At 64.9% G+C, this 17530-nt stretch carries 15 protein-coding genes and 2 pseudogenes; 13 read left to right on the top strand and 4 right to left on the bottom strand.

Features of this window, described 5'->3' with window-relative positions:
• Positions 1–37: 37 nt before the first annotated feature.
• From hisIE to tatC, 5 genes are all read left to right on the top strand, one after another.
• Positions 38–784, top strand: a complete 747-nt coding sequence (hisIE, locus tag B7X30_RS12310; RefSeq protein ID WP_286730911.1) for a bifunctional phosphoribosyl-AMP cyclohydrolase/phosphoribosyl-ATP diphosphatase HisIE — start codon at positions 38–40, stop codon at positions 782–784.
• Positions 785–819: 35 nt separating this feature from the next.
• Positions 820–1170, top strand: coding sequence for a histidine triad nucleotide-binding protein (locus B7X30_RS12305; protein ID WP_013105161.1), 351 nt, complete (start codon positions 820–822; stop codon positions 1168–1170).
• A gap of 25 nt (positions 1171–1195) precedes the next feature.
• Positions 1196–1438 (top strand): Sec-independent protein translocase subunit TatA, encoded by a 243-nt coding sequence (tatA, locus tag B7X30_RS12300; RefSeq protein WP_013105162.1) that lies wholly within the window; start codon positions 1196–1198, stop codon positions 1436–1438.
• Positions 1439–1554: 116 nt separating this feature from the next.
• Positions 1555–2043: a Sec-independent protein translocase protein TatB gene (gene tatB / locus B7X30_RS12295; protein WP_156053196.1), complete on the top strand. Its 489-nt coding sequence runs from the start codon at positions 1555–1557 to the stop codon at positions 2041–2043.
• A 78-nt stretch (positions 2044–2121) separates the two neighbouring features.
• Positions 2122–2925: a twin-arginine translocase subunit TatC gene (gene tatC, locus B7X30_RS12290; RefSeq protein WP_013105164.1), complete on the top strand. Its 804-nt coding sequence runs from the start codon at positions 2122–2124 to the stop codon at positions 2923–2925.
• A 24-nt stretch (positions 2926–2949) separates the two neighbouring features.
• On the opposite strand, the gene B7X30_RS12285 is transcribed toward tatC, so the two are convergent.
• Entirely contained in the window at positions 2950–4131 is a 1182-nt protein-coding gene (locus tag B7X30_RS12285; protein ID WP_286730909.1) for a S1C family serine protease, read from the bottom strand.
• Between the two features lie 63 nt (positions 4132–4194).
• Here B7X30_RS12285 and B7X30_RS12280 point away from each other — a divergent pair, with 63 nt between their 5' ends.
• The 6 genes and pseudogenes from B7X30_RS12280 (at position 4195) to B7X30_RS15765 (ending at position 12116) form a co-directional block, all read left to right on the top strand.
• Positions 4195–4938, top strand: coding sequence for a Nif3-like dinuclear metal center hexameric protein (locus B7X30_RS12280; RefSeq protein WP_013105166.1), 744 nt, complete (start codon positions 4195–4197; stop codon positions 4936–4938).
• A complete protein-coding gene (gene pdxA / locus B7X30_RS12275; protein WP_286730908.1) occupies positions 4907–5959 on the top strand; it encodes a 4-hydroxythreonine-4-phosphate dehydrogenase PdxA in 1053 nt (350 codons plus the stop codon). The genes B7X30_RS12280 and pdxA overlap by 32 nt, the downstream gene beginning before the upstream one ends.
• Before the next feature lie 587 nt (positions 5960–6546).
• On the top strand, positions 6547–7638 hold the full coding sequence (apbC, locus tag B7X30_RS12270) for an iron-sulfur cluster carrier protein ApbC (RefSeq protein WP_013122592.1): 1092 nt from the start codon (positions 6547–6549) through the stop codon (positions 7636–7638).
• Positions 7639–7644: 6 nt separating this feature from the next.
• Positions 7645–11186, top strand: a pseudogene (locus B7X30_RS12265) (hydantoinase B/oxoprolinase family protein).
• A gap of 23 nt (positions 11187–11209) precedes the next feature.
• Positions 11210–11827 (top strand): annotated as a pseudogene (locus B7X30_RS12260) (1-phosphofructokinase family hexose kinase); the annotation flags it as partial.
• Positions 11828–11834: 7 nt separating this feature from the next.
• The gene (locus tag B7X30_RS15765) at positions 11835–12116 is read left to right on the top strand and encodes a PfkB family carbohydrate kinase (RefSeq protein WP_353681919.1); all 282 of its coding nucleotides are present in this window, start codon (positions 11835–11837) and stop codon (positions 12114–12116) included.
• Here the strand turns inward: B7X30_RS15765 and purD are convergent.
• On the bottom strand, positions 12106–13389 hold the full coding sequence (purD, locus tag B7X30_RS12250; protein ID WP_286730906.1) for a phosphoribosylamine--glycine ligase: 1284 nt from the start codon (positions 13387–13389) through the stop codon (positions 12106–12108). The two genes, B7X30_RS15765 and purD, sit on opposite strands and share 11 nt — an antisense overlap.
• A gap of 15 nt (positions 13390–13404) precedes the next feature.
• Positions 13405–14127 (bottom strand): YebC/PmpR family DNA-binding transcriptional regulator, encoded by a 723-nt coding sequence (locus B7X30_RS12245; RefSeq protein ID WP_286730904.1) that lies wholly within the window; start codon positions 14125–14127, stop codon positions 13405–13407.
• A gap of 135 nt (positions 14128–14262) precedes the next feature.
• Between B7X30_RS12245 and B7X30_RS12240 the strand changes: the two genes are divergently transcribed.
• Positions 14263–15777: a helicase HerA-like C-terminal domain-containing protein gene (locus tag B7X30_RS12240; RefSeq protein WP_156053188.1), complete on the top strand. Its 1515-nt coding sequence runs from the start codon at positions 14263–14265 to the stop codon at positions 15775–15777.
• Positions 15778–15788: 11 nt separating this feature from the next.
• Here B7X30_RS12240 and B7X30_RS12235 read toward each other — a convergent pair whose 3' ends face one another.
• A complete protein-coding gene (locus tag B7X30_RS12235; protein WP_013105175.1) occupies positions 15789–16175 on the bottom strand; it encodes a hypothetical protein in 387 nt (128 codons plus the stop codon).
• Between the two features lie 203 nt (positions 16176–16378).
• Between B7X30_RS12235 and glnS the strand changes: the two genes are divergently transcribed.
• Positions 16379–17530, top strand: a 1152-nt coding sequence (glnS, locus tag B7X30_RS12230) for a glutamine--tRNA ligase (protein ID WP_286730901.1), incomplete at its 3' end; no start/stop codon positions are given.

Here is a 17530-nt window from a genome sequence, read left to right as displayed (position 1 = left end):
GGGCCAGGGCGGGGGTGGAACGCCTAAAATCCATTCCATGAACTGGCTCGATCAAGTCAAATGGGATGCCCGCGGGCTTGTGCCCGCCATCGCGCAAGATGCGCACACCGGGCGCGTGCTCATGTTCGCCTGGATGAACCGTGAGGCCCTGCAACTGACGCACCAACGCGGCGAAGCGGTGTATTGGTCGCGCTCGCGGCACCGGCTGTGGCACAAGGGCGAAGAGTCCGGCCATGTGCAAACCGTGCGCGATATCCGCCTCGATTGCGACGGCGACGTGGTGCTGCTGCAAGTGGAGCAGGCGGGCGGCATCGCCTGCCACACCGGGCGAGAGTCCTGTTTTTTCAACAGCCTAGATCACGGCCATTGGAAGGTGGCTGATCCGGTACTGAAAGACCCGGCACAGATCTATGACGGCGCGTCCGTGCATGGGCAGGTTGACGCGGCCGGGGCCGCCGATTCCAGCGCGGCGCTCGCGCGCATCTACGCCACCATCGTCAGCCGCAAAGGGGGCGACCCAAGCGCGTCTTATGTGGCGCGGCTGTTTCACAAGGGCGAAGACGCCATTCTGAAAAAAATCGGCGAAGAAGCCACCGAACTCGTCATGGCGGCCAAGGATGGCGAGGCGGAGAAAATTCTGTACGAGACCGCCGACCTGTGGTTCCACAGCCTGATCGCCCTGGCCCAGCATGGCCTCACGCCGCAGCAAGTGCTTGCCGAACTGGAGCGCCGGGAAGGTAGGTCGGGTCTGGTCGAGTTCGCCGCGCGCGCGGTCAACCCCTGAACACAAGATTCTCTTCACGCTGTTGCCATCGCGCCATGACTGATTCCCAATGCATTTTCTGCAAAATCGCCGCGGGTGAACTGCCCGCCAAAGTGCTGTACCAGGACGAGGATGTGGTCGCATTTCACGACATTCACCCGGCGGCGCCCGTCCATTTCCTGATCATTCCCCGACTGCATCTATCGTCTTTGTTCGATGTGGGTACGGAGCATCAGGCTTTACTCGGTAAAATGTTGCAGCTTGTACCCCGACTGGCGCGTGAGCAGGGTTGTGATGACGGGTTTCGTACCGTCATCAACACCGGCCAGAATGGAGGGCAGGAAGTGTTTCACCTGCACTTGCACGTTATGGGCGGTCCCCGTCCGTGGAAAAAACAGGCCCCTTAATTTTTTTGCGGCGAAGGAGTAAATCATGGGCTCATTTAGCATTTGGCACTGGCTGATCGTGCTGGTGATTGTGATGATGGTGTTCGGCACCAAGAAGCTGAAGAACATGGGTTCCGACCTTGGTTCTGCGGTGAAAGGCTTCAAGGACGGCATGCGCGATGCCAGCGCAGATGACAAACCCGCCGAGGCCGACAAGCAGCTTGCCGCTGAAGCCAGCGCCAAGAAAGAAGCCATTGACGTGCAAGCCAAAGAGAAGTCATCTTCCTGAAATTGGCCCTCACCGCGAGCCGGCAGCGATGCCGGTTTTTTGTCTTGCCCCGATTTTTTCCGCAAATCTTTTCTTGCTCGGCTTGCCTGCTGCGCCATTGCTCCCACTGACCGCCCATGTTTGACATCGGAATGTCCGAAATCGGCCTGATCGGCGTGGTGGCCCTTGTTGTACTCGGGCCGGAGAAGCTGCCGCGCGTGGCTCGCACTGCGGGCAACCTGCTGGGCCGCGCGCAGCGCTACTTGGCTGAAGTGAAGGCCGAGGTCAATCGCCAAATCGATCTTGAAGAGCTGCGCAACGTGAAATCGTCCCTTGAGACCGCAGCGCAGGATATGAAAAAGTCGGTGAGCGACAACCTGGCCGAGGTTCAGGGCAGCTTTGACGATGCCTGGAAGGAAGCCACGGCGGGTCTGAGCGGCGAGGCCGAGCCTTCCATGGCCGATGGTTTTTCGTCCCCCAGTCTGCCCAGCCCGGACTATCCGACCAAGAAACGCAAAAAACTCTCGGGCAATACGGTTCCGCAGTGGTACAGGCGGCAGGCGCGCGTGCGCACCCAGGCCTTGTCGGGTGCGGCGCGCATGGCGCGTTACCGCGTCAAACGCTGATCTCCGTGGTGATCAGCGTGCCGATGCGGCGCCCCTTCTGCTTGTTCCATCCTCTCTTTGCAATCGAGTGCATAGCCCGTGTCTGATCCCAAGAAAACAGTGACACCGGACAGCCCCGAGGCCGAACAGCCGTTCATCTCGCATCTGATCGAGCTGCGCAATCGACTCATCCGCGCCATTGCGGCCATCGGCGTGGTGTTCCTTGTGCTGTCGATCTACCCCGGCCCTTCGGGTCTGTTCGATCTGCTGTCCCAACCGCTCATCGCGCATCTGCCCAAGGGCTCGACGATGATCGCCATTGGCGTGATCTCACCTTTTGTGGTGCCCATCAAGGTCACGCTGCTGGTGGCGTTCATGATCGCCTTGCCTGCAGTGCTCTATCAGGTCTGGGCCTTTGTTGCGCCTGGTCTCTACACCCATGAAAAGCGCTTGGTCATGCCGCTGATCATCAGCAGCACGCTGTTGTTTTACATGGGGGTGGCGTTTTGCTACTTCTTCGTGTTCGGGCGGTTGTTCACATTCATTCAGGGGTTCGCCCCGAAAGTGATCACCGCTGCCCCGGACATCGAGGCGTACTTGAGTTTCATGCTGACCATGTTCATGGCGTTCGGCACCGCGTTTGAGGTGCCGGTGGTGCTCATGGTGCTGGTGCGCTTCGGGCTGGTGACGGTTGAGCAGCTCAAATCCTGGCGCAGCTATTTCATCGTGGTGGCGTTCATCGTGGCGGCCATCGTCACGCCGCCGGATGTGGTGTCGCAGACTTCATTGGCGCTGTCGATGATTCTGCTGTTCGAGGTCGGCATTCTCGCGGCGAAGTATCTGGTCAAGTATTCGGCGCCGCCTTCCGACGAAGAAAAAGACGCGCAGTCGCCAGCAGCCTGAGCGCTACGCTAAACGCTTTTTAGCTCAGGGCAGCACGCCTTCTCCGTCTTCAGCGGGCGGCATCTGGCCGATGTTCTGCGGTCGGGTGCCGATGCGGACCTGCAGCGTGGTGGCCTTGCCGCCGCGCAGCACCTTAATCGCGGCTTCGCTTCCGGGCGTGAGCGCCGCCACGGCGTTGAGTAGTTGGCCGGTATTGACCACCGGCTTGCCCGCCACATCGAGCACCACATCACCAGGGCGCACGCCCGCCTCGTCAGCCGGGCCTTTGCGCAACACGCCGATGATCACCACGCCTTCCGGATGCGGCAGATTCAGGGTGCGCGCGAGCTGATCGGTCACGTCCTGAGGTTCGACGCCGATCCAGCCGCGAACCACCTGTCCGGTGCTGATGAGTTGCTGCATGACATTGCGCGCCGTCGAGACCGGAACGGCGAAGCCGATGCCCAGCGAGCCGCCGCTGCGCGAGAAGATGGCGGTGTTGATGCCGATGAGGTTGCCGTTGGCGTCCACCAGCGCGCCGCCGGAGTTGCCGGGGTTGATGGCGGCGTCGGTCTGGATGAAATTCTCGAAGGTGTTGATGCCCAGCTGGGTGCGGCCTAGGGCGCTGATGATGCCCTGCGTGACCGTCTGGCCCACGCCGAACGGATAGCCGATGGCCAGCACCACATCGCCCACATGCGCGTTGGCATCGCTGCCGAATGTGATGACCGGCAGTTTGTTCAGCCCGATGCGCAGCACCGCGAGATCGGTATCGGGATCGCGCCCGACCAGGGTGGCCCGGGCTTCGCGTCCATCGGACAGCTTGACTTCGATCTGGTCCGCGCCTTCGATGACGTGGTTGTTGGTGAGGATGTAGCCGTCCGGGCTGACGATCACGCCCGAGCCGAGGCCGACGGTCGGCTGGCGGCTGCCCTGAAACTGGCGCAGCCAAGGGTCACGGCCCGGCAGACGGCGCGGAGCCTTCGAGGTGGTGATGGAGACGACAGCCGGCATGGCCTTGAGCGCCGCGGTGCTATAGCTTCCCGCAGCGGGCGCAGCGGCAGGCGCGGCCGGGGCGTCCTGAATGGTGACGACAGCCGGCGCGCTCGCCAGCGTGGAAACCGGAGCGCCGAAACGCACCCATTCCGGCTTGAGGGTGGAGACGACGAACAGCGCGGCGAGCGCAATCGTCACAGTCTGGGAAAATAGCAGCCAGAGGCGTCGCATACAGGGACCGAGTGAGGAGATGTCTCCCCACATGGCGGCGCGTCATCACGCTTCAAGGCCACCATGCGCAGAGACCATTTGCAGGGCGAAATCGACACTTATCTCGATTGCGCGCGTTTTACCGATTATTGCCCAAACGGCCTGCAGGTCGAGGGTCGGGAGGAGATTGCGCGCATTGTCACTGGCGTTACGGCAAGCCTGGCGCTGATCGAGCGCGCCATCGCGCTGCGGGCCGATGCGCTGCTGGTGCATCATGGCTATTTCTGGCGCGGAGAAGATCCACGCATCATCCGCCAGAAGCGCAAGCGCCTGGGGCTGCTGCTAGCCGCCGATCTCAACCTGTTCGCCTATCACCTGCCGCTCGACGCGCATGGCGAAGTCGGCAACAACGTCATGCTGGCGCGGCGGCTGGGCTGGTCGGTACAGGGCCGCTTCGGCAAACAGCAACTGGGCTGTCTGGGCAGCGCGCCGCAAGCGACCATCGGCCAACTCGCGCAGGCCGTTGCGCGCGATCTGGGGCGCACGCCCCTGGTAGTGGGCGAGGCCGATGCGCCTGTCGGGACATTGGCCTGGTGCACCGGCGGCGCGCAGGACTGGATCGAAGACGCCTGGGCCGCGGGGGCACGCACCTTTGTCAGTGGCGAAATTTCCGAACCCACGGCGCATTTCGCGCGTGAAATGGGCATCACTTACCTGGCCTGCGGCCACCATGCCACCGAGCGCGACGGCATACGTGCGCTCGGCGACCATCTGGCCGCTCACTACGGACTCGACCATGTCTTCATCGACCTCGACAACCCCGCCTGAATCCACGCCCAGCCGCCCGATCGCCCTGACTCTGGGCGACCCCTGCGGCATCGGCCCCGAAACCCTCGTACGGGCCTTTGCGCAAGGCGAGGCGATTGGGTGCGTGGTTTACGGCGACGCGGCTTGGCTGGCCCGCACGGCGCGCACCCTGCGGTTTTCACCCGACAGCAGCCGTCCGGCCATCGTGGAACTCGACGAACTGGCCGAGTGGAAGAAGGTTCCGCGCGGGGCCATTCCCGTGCTGCCCATCGTCGCGCTGCCTGCCGACCTGGTCATCGGGCAGGTGGACGCCCGCGCCGGTGCAGCGGCCTACGCGTGCATCGAAGCCGCGGCCCGAGACGCCCTCGCGGGTCGGGTGGCCGCCGTGGTGACGGCGCCCATCCACAAAGCGGCGCTGCATGCCGCGGGCGTGAATTTTCCCGGGCATACCGAAATCCTGCAGCACATCGCGGGCGGCGTACCCGTGCGCATGATGCTCGCCAACGAGCAACTCAAGACCGTGCTGGTGACTGTGCACATGGCCTTGCGGCAAGCCATCGATGCGGTGACGACCGAAGCCGTTTTGCAGACCTTGCGCATCGCCCATCAGGCTGCCCGTGGTTGGGGGCTGGCGCAGCCGCGCATCGCCGTTGCCGGGCTGAACCCGCATGCGGGCGAGTCAGGTCTGTTCGGCGACGAGGAAGAGCGGATCATCGCCCCGGCGATCGCTCAGGCGCGCAGCGAGGGCATTGCCGCCAGCGGGCCTTACCCGCCTGATACCGTGTTCATGCGCGCGCGTCACGCACCGCCCGAGCACCCGGGCGCCTTCGACATCGTGGTGGCGATGTATCACGATCAGGGCCTGATTCCGGTGAAGTATCTCGGCGTGGAGCAGGGCGTGAACGTCACGCTGGGGCTGCCCTTTGTGCGGACCAGCCCCGATCACGGTACGGCGTTCGACATCGCCGGCCGCGACCAAGCCGACCCCTCCAGCCTGATTGCGGCCATTCGCATGGCCCGCGATCTTGCCGTACTGCACTGAGAGCGCCCCCAGACCTGCCGCGTTCGCGTCTGGCTCCCGAGAGGGGGATGAGGCCCGCGGCTTCAAGCTGCCCTGCGGCAGCTTGAAAGGAGCCTGTCGGGCCGAGCGAAAAATTGACCCGGGTGTTCCACCTACCCTGCTGCTTTTTTAGGCGCGGGGGCAGGAGTGATCACCATGGACATGATTGGCAAGATCCGGCGGTTGCATTTCCGCCAGCACAACGCTCTGTGCCGCGCCCGACGCAGCTTGCCTCAAGGAGTCTGTCGGGCTTGGGGCGCGGATGGCGAAAAATGGCGATGGGGATGCTCTGTGGTGGCGGATTTGCCGCTCCATAGCCGACGCTATGGAGCAAAAAGCCGCTGGCGCAGGGCGCCGCAGCGCCATTTTGCAGCCCGCGATCCTCAAGTCCGACAGATTCCTAGGATCCAAGCCCGCCCACCAAAAGCCAACCCTAAGCAAAAACCGTAGACTTATTGCCATCCGGCTGCCCAGCAGTCGCCCTCAGACCCCGGGTCAAAATTGAATCGGCACGGTGGCTCAAAATTCCATCGGCACGAACAACTCGGCACCCCTCCATCAGTTTGACCATGTCCCAAGCTCTCGATTCTGCGGTTCAGGCCGCACTGCAAACCCTTCAAGACCCGCAAACCGGCGCTTCGCTGGTCGCGGAAAAAGCCATCAAAAACTTGCGCGTGGACGGCGGCGACGTGTCGCTCGAAGTTGAACTCGGCTACCCAGCGCGCAGCCTGCATGCCGATCTGCAAAAGCAAGTCATCGCCGCGCTGCGCGCCGTGCCGGGGGTGCAGAACGTCTCGGTGGCAGTGCGCAGCCGGGTGGTGTCGCACGCGGTGCAGCGCGGGCTCAAACCCCTGCCGGAAGTGAAGAACATCATCGCGGTGGCCTCGGGCAAAGGCGGGGTGGGCAAGAGCACCACCGCGGCCAACCTTGCGCTAGCGCTAGCGGCGGAGGGCGCCCGTGTCGGCCTGCTTGACGCCGACATCTACGGCCCTTCGCAGCCCATGATGATGGGCGTTTCCGGCCAGCCGCAAAGCCGCGACGGCCAGAACATGGAACCGCTGGAAAACTACGGCGTGCAGATCATGTCCATCGGCTTTCTGATCGAAGCCGACAATCCCATGATCTGGCGCGGCCCCATGGCCACGCAGGCCCTCGAACAATTGCTGCGCCAGACCGCGTGGCAAGACCTCGACTACCTCATCGTGGACATGCCTCCGGGCACCGGCGACATTCAACTGACCCTGAGCCAGCGCGTGCCGCTGACCGGCGCCATCATCGTCACCACGCCGCAAGACATCGCTCTGCTCGATGCGCGCAAAGGCCTGAAGATGTTCGAGAAAGTGGGCGTGCCCATTCTCGGCATCGTCGAGAACATGGCGATGCATGTGTGCTCCAACTGCGGCCATATCGAGCACATCTTCGGCGCGGGCGGCGGCGAAAAGATGAGCCTTGATTTCAAGGTGGACTATCTTGGCGGCCTCCCGCTCGATATCCGCATCCGCGAACAGGCCGACAGCGGCCGTCCCACCGTGGTGGCCGACCCGGAGGGCGCCATCGCCCAGAGCTACAAATCCATCGCCCGCGCCGTAGCGGTGAAAGTCGCGCAGCAAGGCCGCGACTACACCGCCAAGTTCCCGACCATCAGCGTACAGAACAGCTGAGCCGCCATGCCTGCCCCGTCCGATCGCTGGCAATTCTGGGTCGACCGTGGCGGCACGTTCACCGACATCGTCGCGCGTCGGCCCGATGGCAGTTTGGTGGCGCACAAGCTGCTGTCGGAAAACCCGGAGCAATACCGCGATGCGGCGGTGGCGGGCATCCGCCAACTGCTGGGGTTGCAGCAGGGGGCTTTGATCACGCCGGGGCAGGTTTTCGCGACGCGCTGCGCATTGCGTACCAAAACCGTCCCAGACTATTCGACCGCCGCATCGTGTTGCCCGAGTTGCTTTACAGCCGGGTGATCGAGGCGCAGGAGCGCGTGGGCGCGGACGGCGCGGTGCTGCAGCCGCTCGATGCCGAGGCCTTGCGGCGCGATCTGCAAGATGCCTTCGATGCCGGGCTGCGCGCGGCGGCGATTGTGTTCATGCACGGCTGGCGCGAGTCCGCGCATGAGCTTGCTGCGGCGCGCATCGCTCGCGAAGTCGGTTTCACGCAAGTGAGTACCTCGCATGAAACCAGCCCGCTGATGAAGTTTGTCTCGCGGGGCGACACCACGGTGGTCGACGCCTATCTCTCGCCCATTCTGCGGTGCTATGTCGATCAGGTGGCCGCCGAGATGCCGGGGGTGCGGCTGCTGTTCATGCAGTCCAGCGGCGGGCTCACCGAGGCGCACGCTTTTCATGGAAAAGATGCGATTCTGTCTGGACCGGCAGGCGGCATCGTGGGCATGGCGCGCACCGCGGAGCAGGCGGGCCATGCCAAGGTCATCGGCTTCGACATGGGGGGCACTTCGACCGACGTGTCGCATTACGCGGGCGAGTTCGAGCGGGTGTTCGATACCCAGGTGGCCGGGGTGCGGGTGCGCGCGCCGATGTTGCATATTCATACCGTGGCGGCCGGGGGCAGTTCCATTCTGCATTTCGATGGCGCACGGCTGCGCGTGGGGCCCGATTCGGCCGGGGCCAACCCGGGCCCGGCCAGCTACCGGCGCGGTGGGCCGCTGACCATCACCGATGCGAATGTGATGCTCGGCCGCATTCGCCCCGAGCATTTTCCGTCCGTGTTCGGACCGCGGGGCGACGCTCCGCTGGATGCCGACGGGGTGCGCGAGCGCTTTACCGAACTGGCCGCGCGCATCGCCCGCGACACCGGCCAGCCACAAACCCCGGAGGATGTGGCCGAGGGCTATCTGGCCGTTGCGGTGCAGGCCATGGCCGGGGCGATCAAGCGCATTTCGCTGGCGCGCGGCTATGACGTAGAGCGCTACACCCTGCAATGTTTTGGCGGCGCCGGGGCGCAGCACGCCTGCAGCGTGGCCGATGCGCTGGGCATGGAGCGGGTGTTCATCCATCGCTTCGCCGGGGTGCTCTCCGCCTACGGCATGGGGCTGGCCGAGCAGACCGCCATGCAGCAGCGCAGTGTGGAAGCGCCGCTGCACGACGACCTACTGCCGCGCCTGCACGATGTGCGCGACGCGCTGGCGGCGCAGGCTAGGCAGGAACTACAGGCGCAGGGCGTGGACGCGGGCAGCATCCGTCTGCGGGTCAGCGTGCTGTTGCGCTATGCGGGCAGCGACACCGCGCTGCCGGTGGCGCTGGCCGATGCGGCGGCGATGCGGGCCGAATTCGAGCGCATCTATCTTCAGCGCTATGCCCACCACATGCCCGAACGCGGCCTGGTGGTCGAGGCGTTATCGGTGGAGGCCGCGGGCGGCGGCGCACAGCTGCACCACGAGGCGCTGCAGACGGAAGTGACGGGCGTCATGCCGCCGCACGCCCGGCTGCCTGTGTTCATTGGCGGCCGCTGGCAAGACACCGTGCTGGTGCGGCGCGCCGAGTGCCAGCCGGGCCAGCAGGTCGAGGGCCCCGCGTTGCTCGCTGATGCCCACACCACCCTGCTCGTCGAGCCCGGCTGGAGTGCCCGCATCACCGCGGCCGGTCATGTGGAACTGCACCGTCTGGCCGGACAGACCCGCGCGTGCGATGACGACACCGCGGTCAACCCGGTGCGGCTGGAGCTGTTCAACAACCAGTTCATGCACATCGCCGAGCAGATGGGGGTGCAACTGCAAAACACCGCCGTGTCGGTCAACATCAAGGAGCGGCTGGACTTCTCTTGCGCGCTGTTCGACGCGCAGGGCCAGCTCATCGCCAACGCGCCGCATGTGCCGGTGCATCTCGGGTCGATGGGCGAGAGCATCCAGACCGTCATCCGCGAAAACCGCTCCACCATGCGGCCTGGCGATGTGTTCATGCTCAACGATCCCTATCACGGCGGCACGCATCTGCCCGATGTCACCGTGGTCACGCCGGTGTTCGACGCCGCAGGGCGCGAGGTGCTGTTCTTTGTGGGTTCGCGCGGCCACCATGCCGACATCGGCGGCATCACGCCGGGCTCCATGCCGCCGTTCTCGCGCAGCATTCTTGAAGAAGGCGTGGTGATCGACAACTTCAAGCTGGTGGACGCAGGCCGCCTGCGCGAGGCCGAGGTGCTGGCGATGCTGTCTGGCGGACGCTGGCCAGCGCGCAATCCGCAGCAGAACCTGGCCGACCTCAAGGCCCAGATCGCGGCCAACCAGACCGGCGCATACGAACTGCGCAAACTCGTGGCCGACTATGGGCTGAACGTGGTGCGCGCCTATATGCAGCATGTGCAGGACAACGCCGAGGCCGCGGTGCGCCGGGTGATCGGCGCGCTGCACGACGGCGCGTTCAGCCTGGAGCTCGACAGCGGCGCGCGCATCAGCGTGAGCATCCGCGTCAACCGCGAGCAGCGCGAAGCCGAGATCGACTTCACCGGCACCTCGCCGCAACAGCCCGACAATTTCAACGCGCCCAAGGCCGTCACCGTGGCGGCGGTGCTATACGTTTTTCGCTGCCTGGTGGACGACGACATTCCGCTCAACGCCGGTTGCCTCAAGCCCCTGCATCTCATCGTGCCCGAGGGCTCGATGCTGGCGCCGCGGCCGCCCGCTGCCGTAGTCGCAGGCAATGTGGAAGTGAGCATGTGTGTGACCAATGCGCTGTTCGGTGCACTGGGCGTGCAGGCCGCAAGCCAGTGCACCATGAACAACTTCACCTTCGGCAACGCGCAGCACCAGTATTACGAGACCATTGCGGGCGGCTCCGGCGCGGGAGGTGTGTTCGATGCCCAGGGCCAGCAGGCCGGCGGCTTCGACGGCGCCTCCGTCGTGCAGACCCATATGACCAACTCCCGACTGACCGACCCCGAAGTGCTGGAATGGCGCTATCCCGTCCGCTTGGAGAGCTTCGCCATCCGCACCGGTTCGGGCGGCGCCGGGCGCTGGCGCGGTGGCGACGGCGGGGTGCGGCGCATCCGCTTTCTAGAGCCGATGACCGCGGGCATTCTCTCCAATGGCCGCCGCGTGCCCGCCTTCGGCATGGCGGGCGGCGCCCCTGGCGCCGTGGGCGTCAACCAGATCGAGCGTGCGGACGGCCGCATCGAGCCGCTGCCCGCTTGCGCCAGCGCAGAAATGCAGCCGGGAGATGTGTTCGTCATTCAAACGCCCGGCGGCGGCGGTTATGGTTGAGGGCATCGCAAAGAGGAAACCGCATGACCCCCGTTCAAGCCGACATGCCGCCCATCGTCACCCTCACGCTCAATCCTTGCGTGGACGTGAGCTACGACATCCCGCAACTGATCGAAGACCAGAAAGTCCACGCCACCGCCACGCGGCTTGATCCCGGCGGCAACGGTACCAACGTGGCGCGTGCGCTCAAGAGGCTGCGCATTCCGGCATGGGCCTGCGCCACCGTGGCGGGCGAAATCGGCATGCTGTTCGAGCGACTGATCGGCGGGCAGATCGACCATCCTCATCTGGTGCGCATCGACGGCGAAACCCGTATCAACACCACCTTGCAGCAGCGCCAGCCGCGTGCCCAGTTCGAGGTCAGCGCCACCGGGCCGGTGATCGACGCCGCGACACTGGACCGCATCAGCGCCGAAGTGCTCGAACTCGCCCGCAATGGCTACGCAGTGCTCACCGGTTCGCGTTCTCCTGGCGTTCCGCCCGGCTACTACGCCGAGCTGTGCGCCGCCCTGCGTGCCCAAGGCGCAAAGCCCGTGGTGGACGCGCAGGGTGAGGCGCTGGCGCAGGCAGTGGCCGCCCGGCCCTTTCTCATCAAGCCCAACCGTTTCGAACTCGAACAGCTCGTCGGCCGACCGCTGCCCACGCGGGATGAGGTCATCCGCGAGGCCCGCGTGCTGCACGCGCAAGGCGTGGAGTGGGTCTGTTATCGGCCACGCGCCCGAGGTGGCGGTGGTGTCCACCGTCGGCGCGGGCGATTCGATGGTCGGCGGTTTGGTCGCCGCCCTCTCACGCCATGCAACACCCGCCGATGCCCTGCGTCTCGCCCTGGCCTGCGGCAGCGGCACTTCTCAGCAACCCGGCACCGAATTGTTCGATCCGGCCGCTTTGCCCGGCTTGCAGGCGCAAGTCAACATTCAGCTTATCGCTTGATGGCCCGCCAGCCGATGTCGCGGCGGCATTGCATGCCGTCGAAGTGAATCGTGTGGATGGCCTCGTAAGCGCGCTGCTGCGCGATGCGCGGCGAATCGCCCAGCGCGGTGACGGCCAGCACCCGGCCGCCCGAGGTGCGCAGCACGCCCTGCGCGTCGAGCGTGGTACCGGCGTGGAAGGTGATGCAGTCGGCGGTCTCGGGCGGGATGCCGGTGATGGCGTCGCCCTTGCGCGGGCTTTCAGGGTAGCCATGTGCTGCGAGCACCACGCCCAGGGCGGTGCGGCGGTCCCACTCCAGTTCCACTTGATCGAGCTGCCCGGCGATGGCCTTCTCGAACACCACCGAAAGATCGCTCTTGAGGCGGGCCATGATGGGCTGGGTTTCCGGGTCGCCCATGCGGCAGTTGAATTCCAGCGTCTTGGCGCGGCCCTGGGCGTCGATCATCAGCCCGGCGTAGAGAAAGCCGGTGAACGGAATGCCGTCGGCCGCCATGCCCTTGACGGTGGGCAGGATGATTTCGCGCATCACCCGGGCGTGCACTTCGGGCGTGACCACGGGCGCTGGTGAATAAGCGCCCATGCCGCCGGTGTTGGGGCCGTTGTCGCCATCGAGCAGGCGTTTGTGATCCTGGCTGGAGGCCAGTGCGAGCACGTGCAGGCCGTCGACCATGACGATGAAGCTGGCTTCTTCGCCCTGCAAAAACTCTTCGATGACCACGCGTGCGCGGCCCGCGTTGTGCTGCACGCCGTAGCGGTTGGCCTGCAGCATGTCGTCGATGGCGGCGTGGGCTTCGTCCGCCGTCTGCGCCACCACCACGCCCTTGCCCGCGGCCAGGCCATCGGCTTTGACGACGATGGGCGCGCCGTGCGCGTCCACATAGGCATGGGCCGCCGCGGCATCTTCGAACGTGGCATAGGCCGCGGTGGGAATGTGGTGCCGCGCCATGAAGTCTTTGGAGAACGCCTTGGAGCTTTCGAGCTGGGCGGCGGCGCGGGTCGGGCCAAAGATCTTCAGGCCGCGGGCGCGAAAGCCGTCGACGATGCCTGCGGCCAGCGGCGCTTCGGGCCCGACCACGGTGTAGGCGATTTTTTCGCGCACGCAAAACGCGGCCAGCTCTTCGGCGTTGGCCACCTGCAGGTTCTCCAGCCGGGAGTCGAGCGCGGTGCCGCCGTTGCCGGGAGAGACATAGACCTTCTGTACCCGCGGCGCCTGCGCCAGCTTCCAGGCGATGGCGTGTTCACGTCCGCCGGAGCCGATGACGAGGAGTTTCATGGTGAATGCGGTGGTTTAGGCGAAGGCGGCGTTGTGATAGACCTCTTGCACATCGTCGAGGTCTTCCAGGGCGTCGATGAGTTTTTGCATCTTTTCGGCATCGTCGCCCGCCAGCTCGACCGTGTTGTCGGCGCGCATGGTGATGACGGCGAGTTCTGGCTGCAGCGCGGCGGCTTCAAGCGCGGCGCGCACCGCCTCGAACTGGGCCGGCGGAGTGAGCACTTCGATCGCGCCGTCGTCATCCGTGATCACGTCGTCCGCTCCAGCCTCCAGTGCCGCTTCCATCACCTTGTCTTCCGAGGTGCCGGGCGCGAACACGAGCTGGCCGCAATGCCTGAACTGGAAGGCCACGGAGCCCTCGGTGCCCAGATTGCCGCCGTTCTTGGACAGCGCATGGCGCACTTCGGCCACGGTGCGCACGCGGTTGTCGGTCAGGCAGTCGATGATGATCGCCGCACCGCCCACGCCATAGCCTTCGTAGCGAATTTCTTCGTAATGCACGCCTTCGAGCGCGCCGGTGGCCTTGTCGATGTTTTTCTTCACCGTATCGGCGGGCATATTCGCCGCCTTGGCCTTGTCGACCGCCAGGCGCAGTCGGGGATTGGCGTTGGGGTCGCCGCCGCCCAGACGGGCTGCGGCCGAGATTTCACGGATGATCTTGGTCCAGACCTTGCCGCGTTTTTCGTCCTGACGGCCTTTGCGGTGCTGGATATTGGCCCATTTGGAATGTCCGGCCATGGTGGTGCGATGCTCCTGATGGAAGCCCTGCGGCAGGGTGACAGCTTGCAGCGAGGGCGTTGATAGACTGCGAATTCTACTTTCGCGCCGTACGCCCGATTCCCGCCCGACCCCCTTCACACCCAGGCTACCGCCATGTCCGACCCCATCCTCATCGCCCAGCACGGCAAGGGGCAATGCCACTTGTTGCCGCGCCTGTCCAATCGCCACGGCCTCATCACCGGCGCGACCGGCACCGGCAAGACCGTGAGTCTGCAGGTGCTGGCCGAGGCGTTTTCGCGCATCGGCACGCCGGTGTTCATGGCCGATGTGAAGGGCGACCTGACCGGAATTTCACAAGCGGGCAGTCTGAGCCCCAAGCTGGCCGAACGCCTCAAGACCCTCGGCCTGCCCGAGCCGACTTTCGGCGCCTGCCCGGTGACGCTGTGGGACGTGTTCGGCGAGCAGGGCCATCCCATCCGCGCCACCATTTCCGACATGGGGCCGCTGCTGCTGGCGCGGTTGCTGCAACTCAACGAGACGCAGACCGGCGTGCTCAATCTGGTGTTCAAAATCGCCGACGACAACGGCCTGCTGCTGCTCGACATGAAAGACCTGCGCGCCATGCTGCAGGAGGTGGGCGACAACGCGGCGAGCTTCACAACCGAGTACGGCAATATCAGCGCGGCCAGCGTGGGGGCCATTCAGCGCGGCTTGCTGCAGCTTGAAACCCAGGGCGCCGACAAGTTCTTCGGCGAGCCCATGCTCAACATCGACGACCTGATGCAGACCGACGGCAATGGGCGCGGCATGGTCAACATCCTCGCCGCCGACAAGCTCTATCAGGCGCCGCGTCTGTATGCGACCTTTCTGCTGTGGCTGTTGTCCGAGTTGTTCGAGCGTCTGCCCGAAATTGGCGACCCCGATCAACCCAAGCTGGTGTTCTTTTTCGACGAGGCGCATCTGCTGTTCAACGATGCGCCCAAACCGCTGCTGGAAAAAATCGAGCAGGTCGTGCGGCTCATCCGCTCCAAGGGCGTGGGCGTGTTCTTCGTCACGCAGAACCCGTTGGACATTCCCGACACCGTGCTCGGCCAGCTGGGCAACCGCATTCAGCACGCGCTGCGCGCGTTTACCCCGCGTGACCAGAAGGCAGTGAAAACCGCGGCCGACACCATGCGTCCCAACCCGGGTCTGGACGTGGCCCAGGCCATCACCGAACTCGCGGTGGGCGAGGCGCTGGTGTCGCTGCTCGACGAAAAGGGTCGCCCTACACCGACCGAGCGGGTGTGGATGCTGGCGCCGGGCAGCCGTATCGGGCCGATCAGCCCCGAGGAACGCAAGGCGCTGATGCAGGGCTCGCTGGTGGCGGGGGTGTATGAAAAAACGGTAGACCGCGAATCGGCCTACGAACTGCTCAAAGGTCGGGTGCAAGCCGCGCCAGAAGCCACCGCGCCCGCGCCAACTGCCGGAGCGCCAACCGGTTCAGGCGGCGGTCTGCTCGATTCGCTGGGGCAGGGCCTGGGCGGTCTGGCCAGAGGTTCGGGCCGCAAGGATTCCATGCTCGAAACCCTGGCCAAGTCGGCTGCGCGCAGCATCGGCAGCACCGTGGGCCGAGAAATCATCCGCGGCGTGCTGGGCAGCCTGCTGGGGAGCAGTAAGCGCCGCTGAGCATGGAGTCATCAGCGGCGATCCCAATCGCCGCGGTCGTGGTCGCGATGACCCCAGCCGTGTCCGCGGTCATGCCGCCAATGATCGCGGTCCCAGCGGCGCACCGGAGCGCCGTAGTAGTAGGGCGGCGCGACTGCCACCGGGGTGTAAACCTGACCATAGCCGTAGTACACCGGGCGCGGCGGGGGCGGAGGTGGGGCGAAATAGACCGGCGGCATGGGCGGCGGCGGTGCATACACCACCGGCGGCGCCTGATACACCGGGTAAGCATTCGAAAAATTGGTCACCACCCCGGGAACGCCGACGTTGACCGACCAAAACACCCGGTCAGCATGCGCCGCCGGTGCGGCAATGAGTGCGGCGCTGCCCGCAAGGGCCAGAACGATGTGACGGAACATGATGGAAACCTCCTGAACATCTTGTGGTTGGTGCTTGAGTAACGAGAGCCATTCCGGCTTGCCGACAGCACGTGTGAAGTTTTTTCCCGCGCTTCAATCGGGGCAGATTTTTGGCTTTCAGCCCGGCGCAGGACAGGGCAACCTGTTTGCACTGCAACACAGCCGCGTCCTGCCTTTTCCAGACCTGTTCAAATAGCGGGGCTATGGAACCTGTTGACAAACCTTCGAACTTCCTGCGTCAGATTATCGAGCGCGATCTGGCGCAAGGCACTTATGCAAACCGGCGCTTTGCCGGTCATCCGGCCGACGCTGCTGAACATGCTGCGGGCCCGCTCGATCCGGCGCGCATCCGCACCCGCTTTCCGCCCGAGCCCAACGGCTATTTGCACATCGGCCACGCCAAGAGCATCTGCCTGAACTTCGGTCTGGCGCAGGATTTCGGCGGGGTCTGCCATTTGCGTTTCGACGACACCAATCCGGAAAAAGAAGACCAGGAATACGTCGATGCCATTCTCGATGCGGTGCATTGGCTGGGCTTCGACTGGAATGCGGGCGGTGTCTCGCATCTGTTCTATGCCAGCGACGACTTCGATTTCATGTACCGCTGCGCCTGCGCGCTGATCGAACACGGTCTGGCTTACGTGGATGAGCAAAGTGCCGACGACATGCGCCGCAACCGCGGCACGCTCACCGAGCCGGGTGTGGACAGCCCCTGGCGCAACCGTTCGCCCGAGGAAAACCTGCGGCGTTTCGAGGAAATGCGCGCGGGCCAGCACCCGGAGGGCAGCATGGTGTTGCGCGCAAAGATCGACATGGCCGCGCCTAATATCAATCTGCGCGATCCGGCGATTTACCGCATCCGCTTCGCGCACCATCACCGCACGGGCGACACCTGGTGCATCTACCCTATGTACACCTTCGCGCATCCGATCGAAGACGCGATGGAATGCATCAGCCACAGCCTGTGCACCCTGGAGTTCGAAGACCAACGGCCGTTCTACGACTGGCTGCTCGAACATCTCGTGCGGCTGGGCCTGGTCGCCAGCCCGCGGCCGCACCAGTACGAATTCGCCCGCTTGAATCTCACCTATGTGGTGACGAGCAAGCGCAAACTGGCGCAACTCGTGGCCGAGCGCCACGTGGACGGTTGGGACGATCCGCGCATGCCCACGCTGGTGGGCTTGCGCCGACGCGGCTACACGCCTGAGAGCCTGCGTCTGTTCACCGATCGCATCGGCGTGAGCAAGGCCGATTCTTGGATCGACTACAGCGTGCTCGAACAGGCTTTGCGCGACGATCTCGATGCGCGCGCCCCGCGTGCGATGGCCGTGCTCGATCCCCTCAAGCTCGAACTC

This window comes from Thiomonas sp. 13-64-67, assembly GCF_002282795.1.
Classification (GTDB): domain Bacteria; phylum Pseudomonadota; class Gammaproteobacteria; order Burkholderiales; family Burkholderiaceae_C; genus Thiomonas; species Thiomonas arsenitoxydans.
This window is presented reverse-complemented; position numbering and strand designations above follow the sequence as displayed.

Bases quoted from the DNA above. Each gene is read 5' to 3' on its own strand.
- hisIE (WP_286730911.1), top strand. From the start codon at position 38: ATGAACTGGCTCGATCAAGTCAAATGGGATGCCCGCGGGCTTGTGCCC.
- B7X30_RS12305 (WP_013105161.1), top strand. From the start codon at position 820: ATGACTGATTCCCAATGCATTTTCTGCAAAATCGCCGCGGGTGAACTG.
- tatA (WP_013105162.1), top strand. From the start codon at position 1,196: ATGGGCTCATTTAGCATTTGGCACTGGCTGATCGTGCTGGTGATTGTG.
- tatB (WP_156053196.1), top strand. From the start codon at position 1,555: ATGTTTGACATCGGAATGTCCGAAATCGGCCTGATCGGCGTGGTGGCC.
- B7X30_RS12285 (WP_286730909.1), bottom strand. From the start codon at position 4,131: ATGCGACGCCTCTGGCTGCTATTTTCCCAGACTGTGACGATTGCGCTC.
- B7X30_RS12280 (WP_013105166.1), top strand. From the start codon at position 4,195: ATGCGCAGAGACCATTTGCAGGGCGAAATCGACACTTATCTCGATTGC.
- pdxA (WP_286730908.1), top strand. From the start codon at position 4,907: ATGTCTTCATCGACCTCGACAACCCCGCCTGAATCCACGCCCAGCCGC.
- apbC (WP_013122592.1), top strand. From the start codon at position 6,547: ATGTCCCAAGCTCTCGATTCTGCGGTTCAGGCCGCACTGCAAACCCTT.
- B7X30_RS15765 (WP_353681919.1), top strand. From the start codon at position 11,835: ATGAGGTCATCCGCGAGGCCCGCGTGCTGCACGCGCAAGGCGTGGAGT.
- purD (WP_286730906.1), bottom strand. From the start codon at position 13,389: ATGAAACTCCTCGTCATCGGCTCCGGCGGACGTGAACACGCCATCGCC.
- B7X30_RS12245 (WP_286730904.1), bottom strand. From the start codon at position 14,127: ATGGCCGGACATTCCAAATGGGCCAATATCCAGCACCGCAAAGGCCGT.
- B7X30_RS12240 (WP_156053188.1), top strand. From the start codon at position 14,263: ATGTCCGACCCCATCCTCATCGCCCAGCACGGCAAGGGGCAATGCCAC.
- B7X30_RS12235 (WP_013105175.1), bottom strand. From the start codon at position 16,175: ATGTTCCGTCACATCGTTCTGGCCCTTGCGGGCAGCGCCGCACTCATT.